The organism is Paenibacillus sp. IHBB 10380, from assembly GCF_000949425.1.
Lineage (GTDB): Bacteria > Bacillota > Bacilli > Paenibacillales > Paenibacillaceae > Paenibacillus_AQ.
On the sequence record NZ_CP010976.1, the window covers coordinates 2682417 to 2690482 of the forward strand.

5 protein-coding genes are annotated in these 8066 nt (G+C 48.1%); all 5 read right to left on the bottom strand.

The window, feature by feature from the left end:
• Positions 1-223 precede the first annotated feature (223 nt).
• Genes UB51_RS11715 through UB51_RS11735 form a run of 5 tightly spaced genes read right to left on the bottom strand, consistent with a single transcriptional unit; the run spans position 224 to position 7975 of the window.
• Positions 224-1573, bottom strand: a complete 1350-nt coding sequence (locus UB51_RS11715) for a M20/M25/M40 family metallo-hydrolase (RefSeq protein WP_234405615.1) — start codon at positions 1571-1573, stop codon at positions 224-226.
• Between the two features lie 44 nt (positions 1574-1617).
• Complete coding sequence (fabD, locus tag UB51_RS11720; protein WP_044877445.1) at positions 1618-2895, bottom strand: ACP S-malonyltransferase; 1278 nt, start codon at positions 2893-2895, stop codon at positions 1618-1620.
• Positions 2892-6221, bottom strand: coding sequence for a non-ribosomal peptide synthetase (locus UB51_RS11725; RefSeq protein WP_044877446.1), 3330 nt, complete (start codon positions 6219-6221; stop codon positions 2892-2894). The genes fabD and UB51_RS11725 overlap by 4 nt, the downstream gene beginning before the upstream one ends.
• A gap of 15 nt (positions 6222-6236) precedes the next feature.
• On the bottom strand, positions 6237-6998 hold the full coding sequence (locus UB51_RS11730; RefSeq protein ID WP_082063124.1) for a thioesterase II family protein: 762 nt from the start codon (positions 6996-6998) through the stop codon (positions 6237-6239).
• Positions 6999-7003: 5 nt separating this feature from the next.
• Positions 7004-7975 carry a cysteine peptidase family C39 domain-containing protein gene (locus tag UB51_RS11735; RefSeq protein WP_044877447.1) on the bottom strand — a complete coding sequence of 324 codons (972 nt, stop codon included), beginning with the start codon at positions 7973-7975 and terminating at the stop codon, positions 7004-7006.
• Positions 7976-8066 lie beyond the last annotated feature (91 nt).

Below are 8066 nucleotides of genomic sequence, written 5' to 3' on the forward strand. Positions count from 1 at the left end.
AGACAATGCTTGACTCAGTAAATAACCCACAGGTGCTAGCCTATAAGTGGGTTATTTTCGTTTTTCGATGTAGGTTAGAAGCGACAGTACAAAAATACCGAACGCAATCACCTCACCCAACGAAATGTTCATGGCATCACCTCCTTTCGGAGAGAGCCACCCCACTCAAGGCGTGTTACACTTGAATATTATACCATACAAGCCATATTTACTCATTTAAAATTTATATTCCGTATTTCTTAATGACTTGATAAATTGCTTTCGTTCCAAAATGAATGGCATCCACAGGCACACGCTCATCGGCAGCATGGATCAATTCAGAAAATTTCATATCATCTGGCAGCGGCATAGGCAAGAAACCGTACGTTTGAATACCTAATCTTGCGAAATGTCTCGCATCCGTCCCTCCCGGCAGAAGCATAGGAACCGGCACAGCATGGGGGTCCGCTTCTCTGAGCACGTCCGACAACAGTCCGAACATCCCCATATCCGGGCTTACGGGACAAGCATCATGCCGGACCACCTCTAACGTTACACTACGATGTACGGAACGTTCGTGAAGCTCGTCTATGAGCTGTGCAGGTGTAAAGCCGGGTAGCAGTCGCCCATCCAGATCCACCGTAATTTCACTAGGATGTACATTAATTTTCTCACCGCCACGCACAATTGTAGCACTCACCGTATTGCGAAGCAGCGGTTGAAATAATTTGCCTTTATCGCCCATCAGTTTCAAGATCATATTGCTCAAGCGTGGTCGAAGCAGTCCTCTCAGCAAAAATCTCGGCAGCGTCGGCAATGCCGCCGCCATCGATTCAATCATATAGGTTGCCGCTGGGGTTGCATGAACCGGTAACTTGACCGCATTCAGCGCTTGAAGCAGATCGCCAAGCTGCGCCATACAACCTCCGTTATGCCCAAGTGAACCATGCCCACCTTCACCTCTCAATGTAGCTCTAAGCCAACAGATTTGTTTTTCGGCAACCATAATGGGGTAGAATTTCCGATCGCTTACCTGCAATGAGAATCCCCCGAACTCGCCAATGGCATATTGCACCCCTTCGAAGTGATGCGCATGATGATCTGTCAAATAGGAAGCTCCCCGATCCCCACCAGCCTCTTCATCACACACGATGGCCAAAATAATGTCACCCTGCAGCTCAGCTCTCTCCGCATGAGCGCGGAGAAAGGCTGCGAGCATCATCGCCACGCCCCCCTTCATATCAAGACTACCTCTTCCCCATACGCAACCGTCATGGATTTCACCCCCGAACGGGTCGCGGCTCCATGCTTGCTTCTCTATGCCAACAACATCGACATGACCATACATAAGAAGAGGGGGCGCGTCACCGCGCCCCTTCAAACGAGCGATCAGATTAGGCCTGTCCGCCACTTCAGCAACAATCGTCGTCTCGATGCCTGCCCGATGCAGTAGCTCCTGAATATATTGCACACAAGCCGCTTCGTTACCTGGCGGATTAGTTGTGTTGAATCGAATTAATTGCTGCAAGATTTTTTCGGGTGATTCATATATAAGACTTTCTTGGATCAGATTATCTTGAATTGCATCACTCACCGGTTCGTCCTCCCTCCGCATCACTGGCACATATTCCATAACCGTTAGGAATCCATCGCGCCTATAAGTGATCCCTTGCCGAACTTCTCCTGCAATCCATTATCCGCCAGTAAGCGCTCCAGCCGACTGAGCTGCTCATGCTCCGGGACTAGCTTCGTCTTCAGCACGGAAAGTAGCATAGCATAAGCCTGTTCCATATGCGTCCATGCCACTTGACCGCCAGATTTCTGAAGCTGATACAGCATCGTCTGAACGTTGCGGTAAGGCGTAACAACGCCTTGCGTATAAGCCTCCGAGTCCCAATTCCTATTACGGGTGCATGTAGCGATCGCAATGCATTGAATGATGAAATCAAGCGGATTGTCTTGTTTGGCAACCTTGCTTTCACTTAGCAACTGCTCCACATCCGGGCCATAGTCGAAAGCAAGCACCTTTATGCCCGCGGTATTACGCGCTAGCTTTTTCAACACCGCCTTCGGCCCCATCTCAACAGCTTCCGATACCCCGTTCTCCCGCAAATATCGGAGTACCGCAGTCCATTGTACGGGTGCTGTCAACTGTTCAGTCAAAACCTTTGCAATTTCATCGGAGCTTGCATACGGCTTTGCCGTCACACTGGATATGACGGGATACTGAAGTGGCGTAAACTTATGCTTGCTTAGTTCTTCCGCAAATTGCTCCGCTGCCGGGGCCATAAGCGGACTATGGAACGGGGCGCTCACTTGAAGCGGGATAACGACTCCTCCCCGCTCCGTCAACCGTTCAGCCGCCTTGCTTAATGCCCCCTTATGCCCGGAAATTACAATTTGATCCTCTGAATTAATGTTGGATACAACAACAATCTCAGCCCCGCCTTTATAAGTCGAGCTGACGGATGCACAGATGGCTGCAACCTCGCTTACGTCCAGCTCATTAACCGCGGCCATCGCTCCACCCCCAAAAGCCGCTGCTTCCCGCATCAGCTCGCCGCGACGGTGAACAATGCGAATTGCGCTTGCGAATGGGATACTACCTGAGCAGGTCAATGCAGTAATTTCTCCAAGACTGTGACCAGCCATATAATTCAGATCTGTGCCAATCACTTCCATATAGACCCTGAACATAGCCATCCCGACGGCTAATAAAGCGGGTTGTGCATATTCCGTTCTCGTAAGCTCATTCAAGCTTCCCTCGAACATCAGCTTCGTGAGGTCGACATTCATTGTGTCATTCGCCTCTTGGAACGTCTCTTTGGCGAGTGGATATTTTACGAATAAGTCCTTGCCCATACCGACATACTGTGAACCTTGACCTGGAAACAATAAAGCCCGTTTAACTATCATCCTTCACGCCCTTCTCCAAGATCGTTCATCATGATTCCGAGCGATTCTCCATATAGGGAGAGCAAACCATCAGCACCCGTCTTGTCCCATGCATCAGTGTCGTATATACACGAAATTGTCAGTCCATGCTCCGTTGTCTCAAGCTGAAGTGCGAGGCCGATCAGCGACATGTATGCTTTCGCTGATCCCAAGTCGGTTGCTGAGAACCACGGTATAATTCCGTTATCCGAAGCTCGGAATCCTGCAGCGGTCGCGAGCGAAGAGAAAGTATAATAAACGCTTCCCATTCGTTGCCGCTTCACTTCGGATATTATTTCGACGAATTCCATGTAATGGGACATGTTCAACGTCACAGGCACAATACGATCACCTTCGCCCCCTTTCACGAATACAGCGACGTCATCCGTCATCGCTATATCTGACAGCACATACAAATAGAGGGCTAGCAATATATCAACAAATTCTACATCAATCCGTTCCGCGATACGTGTCAGTTCCCGAGTTGTCGTCGCCTCCAGCTTCAGCTCATTAATGCCGGTTGTACGCCCCGAGCTTGCTTCAACATCGCTCGCTTTGGTCAAGAATTTCATACCTTTCATCATCATTAACTCGTCCATTTCGCCTTCTTCACCGACTGGGGCATCCAGTAGCGCCGCCATGCCACGAAGTGTTGCCTTCCCAAACAGATCAGCAACCGATACACGATCAGGATAACGTTCTTCTAATCTGTGGTGTAGGGCAACTAGCAGAATGGAGTTGCCTCCAACCTCGAAAAAGTTGTCATCAGCACCCAAGTCTTCCCTATGGAGTACTTCTTGCCAAAAGCATGCTACTTCACGTTCCATTTCTGATTCCAGCTGCCTGAACGATAGAGTAGATTTCCAGTTATCCGTTAGAACAACGTCATCGCTTAGCCGAGGCAATGCCTTCCGATCAATCTTGCCGTTCGCGTTCAGCGGCATACTAGCCAGCCAGACATATCGCTGAGGTATCATGTATTCCGGCAATCGGCTCGCCATGAAGCTACGTAGCTCCGTTGTCGGCAGCTCATACTCCGCGGCATAATACGCGCTTAGCCACTGGTCGCCCCTTTGATCCTCTTCCAGCAGTACTACAGATTCGGATACTTGTTCATGACGCGAGAGCATCAACTGGATTTCCTCCAACTCGACGCGATAACCACGTATCTTCACCTGAAAATCTCTCCGCCCTAGAAATTCGAGGCTTCCGTCCTCCAGGAAACGTGCAAGATCACCCGTCTTATACATCCGCTCCCCCGGAAAGAAAGGGTCCATAACGAATTGTTCTGCCGTAAGTTCCGGCTTGCCCCAATAACCTTGGGCGAGTCTCGTACCGGCGATACATAGTTCACCTGCAACGCCAGAAGGCTGAAGACGTCCGCTCTTATCCAGAATATACGTCCGCACACCCGCCAGAGGCTTGCCAATGCCAGGATGGTCATCCTCAATTCGCTGTACTGTCGACCATACCGTCGTTTCCGTCGGTCCATACACGTTATACACACGAAGCTGAGCATAAGGCTTCAGTCGATCCCATAGGGTAGGAATGAATGGTTCTCCACCGATCATCAGATCCGTCAGGTGGCGCATACAGGACCGCTCTTCTCTACCAGAAAGCAACATTTGTAATCGAAGCGGAGTCGAAACCATCATCTGAACGTCATGCTTGGCGATTAGCCGATCCAGCAGTTCCGGATCTCTGCGCTCGGCTTGCGTCGCCAACACAACCTTCATTCCATACAGCAACGGCATAATCAAATCATGGATCGACACATCAAAGGCAACGCTTGCTAGCGCTACAATAGCTTTGCCTGGAACACATTCTACCTGTTCCGCCATTCCCTCTATGAAACGTATAGCACTTTCATGCTCGATCACTACGCCCTTAGGCTTGCCTGTTGAGCCGGAAGTATAAATGATATAAGCCAGATCTTCAGGCGAACTCATCTCTTCCAGATGAGTTGAAGCCGATGTATCCACTGTCGTTCGCTGTTCATCCTCATCGTCTATACATATAATAGAACCCGTATAGGAGGACAATCGTGGCAGTAGATGACGCTGCGTCAGCATCACCGGTGCTCCTGTATCCTCCAGCATATAATCAATACGTGACGATGGGTATTCCAAATCAATGGGTACATAAGCGCCCCCCGCTTTCCAGACGCCGATAATACCGACCACAAGATCCATCGTCCTTTCCGACATTAAGCCAACTAGTACACCCGTGTGTACACCATTTCTCCGCAGCCTTGAGGCGAGTAAATTCGCTCGTTCATTTAGCTCACGGTACGTGAAGGACTCCTGCCCGCATATAAGAACCGTCTCATCAGCATGATGTCTGACCTGCGTCTCGAACCTGCCATGCAAAGTCCACCTTGATCTGTCCTTGGTCAAACCTATCCCTGAAGGGTCAGGGCTCATTAATACATTCGTTACCGACTCCGAAGAGTCTGTGTTCATTATCGAATTTGGTATCGACCCTGAAGAATCTGCACTTTGTGACGAAATCAGTAAATCATCTTGCAATGAGCCGTCTACAACGCCGCAATGCGATAAGAGAAGGGCCTTAACTTCACCCATATCCAGAAGTGCAACATCCTGCAGCTGCAAGTCTGCTTCTCGGAGTAGCAAACTCGCCATTTTCTGAACCTGAATCCCTAAACTTTTCACCATATTAGTGCTGTAGGCATCCTCATTATATTGGATGGTAAGCTCAATCATTGAGCCAGAATGCTCCACGATCCGGAATAAAAAGAGCAAACCGAAATCGTGAGCATATGATTTCCCATGTATATTTTCCAGCACAACCGCTGTGGCCTGTCTTAAGCGAAATTCGCTTGTTGAGTGAGAAATGGAATAGTCAGATTCAAGCGCATCACTCTCCTCGAAATGCTCACTATTATACATACCATGCAGATTCACTTCATTCATTTTGTTCTCCAATTGCTCCAGCAGAGATCCAAGTGAATCGTTTTCACTTACAGCTACACACAGCGGATTCCATTCCTGACCGTTATAGCTGCCCCCATCTACACTTGGAGTCCCAACAATTAACCTATCATCTTGCGTATATTTATAGAGTAGTATATGTACAGCAGTCAACAGTGTCATATACAATCGATGATTCGAACCGGCAGATTGCTGAAACAGATGACCGACAAGCTCATCGTCTAATCTCATTTGGTGCTCCAATATACGATAATGATCATTCCCACCTCTCCGATCAGAAGGGAATCCTCGTGCTTCATTCCACAAGCCTTGTATACTCCGAATCGTCTCCTCGGTAGGCTGAAAAACTATATCCATTCCCTTCGAACCTCCCTACTGTTTTTGCATGATTCTACTGTCAGCCGACATCCTCAGAAGTGTATCGTTGATCAGAGAGACAACCTCATGTTCTTGTTCGTGAATAAAGAAATGACTTCCCTCGAATTGTACAATGTCGCAGATCTCAGTCGTATGCAATTGCCATTCCGCAACATCACCGCATAAGCTTGTATCCCCAATGCCGTTCATGACGATCAGCTTCAGTGGAAGCGGCGCTTGCGGCGGCTTATGTTCATACGTACCCACCAGCTTGAAATCTGCCCGCAATATCGGCACAAATAAACTCCGAAGTTCTTTGTCCTGAAATAGTTCCAGTGGCGTTCCTCCTAGACTCTGCACTTCCGCTATGAATGCTTCATCGGGCAATTGAAATGTCGTTCGGTCGGCATCTACACAATGCGGTGCCGCCCTTCCAGACATGAAAGCAGCAAACGGAAGCGGAAGACCTTCTGCGTGGATAAGATGGATAAGCTCATAAGCAAGCAAACTTCCCATACTATGACCGAATATAGCATAAGGCTCACACGTATATTCGCGGACTTGACGAAGCAAGTCTTCGGCCGCTTCACGTACATCCTCGTAGAGCTTCTCGCTCATCCTGCTCCCTCTCCCGGCCATTTCAACAGGGATTAACGAAATGGAGGGATGTATTCCCTTAGACCATTTTTTGTAGACTTGAGCAGAACCTCCCGCATAGGGCAGACAGAGCAACGGAATACGATTCATTGTTGGCACCTTTCGTAGGTAGCTGTTCATTATAATTATGCTCCATCAGCGAGCATTCTCCAGAACACTCTCTCCTTGGACAAGAGCCCTTCGGCAAGTCCAATCTCTCTGCTGCGATCGAATTTATGAGTCACAAACGCTTGCTTTACCTCGTTCCATCCGTCACGGATAACCTCTATTTGTCCTGATAGAGCTTCACATAGCTTCTCATCCAGAAGCTTTTGCTCTTGCAAAGTGCGAATAAGCGCTACATTGGCTATATGCCGATTGCAAATAATATTGATACCAATTAGCGCATACGTAACATGAGAACTGTATTTCTCCGGCCCTGTATCAACGTTCCACATGCCTTCCATCGAGAAGTCTTTCAACTCTCGTGCTAATCTTTCAGCATTCTCCACAACCTCAGATAGTTTCAGTTCATATGGCTCTATGCTTGGGTGCAAATTATATATGTAATAAGCAGGACCCGTATAATTTTTGTTCACGTTATATTCGGAGTTATTAAATGCTTTCTTAAGCCGTTCTTCCGGCACCTCATACTCGTTATAGCCAGCAAGCGTGTCATCTATAACGTAGAAAGACGAACGCTCATCGTCATAGCCATTGAACAACGAATAATGATACCAATGGAATTTTCTCCACGCCAAGCTGTCAGGTAACCAGTAGTATAAATCGACATTCAGACTCAAATTTCGACCACCGCGCAGTACCTCTTTTATGTTGTCCGTAAAAGTTTCCTTATTGCTAAAGTGTCCTGGCTCTATCAACTGAATAACTCCGGTTAACGGGAACTTTGTCCAATCATCCAGATAATATAAGCTATCAATCGTCGGATAACGGAACTCAGGATCGGTGGCCGCTGTCCAAGGAAAATAGCTATAAATATTCAGATAAGCGGCATATCGGTAGCTTGGATGTGCGGATGCAGCAATCGAGAACGCTTGATTCAGCATACAGTTCATCCAAAACTCATTAAACGGCTTTCTCTCCAGCGCAAATTTCATTCGATTAAATCCTCCTTATATTCGGGGCGTGCTTTACAAGTTCAATATTTCCCGATGGGGCGACACATACGCCGTCCCATTGGGGAAAATT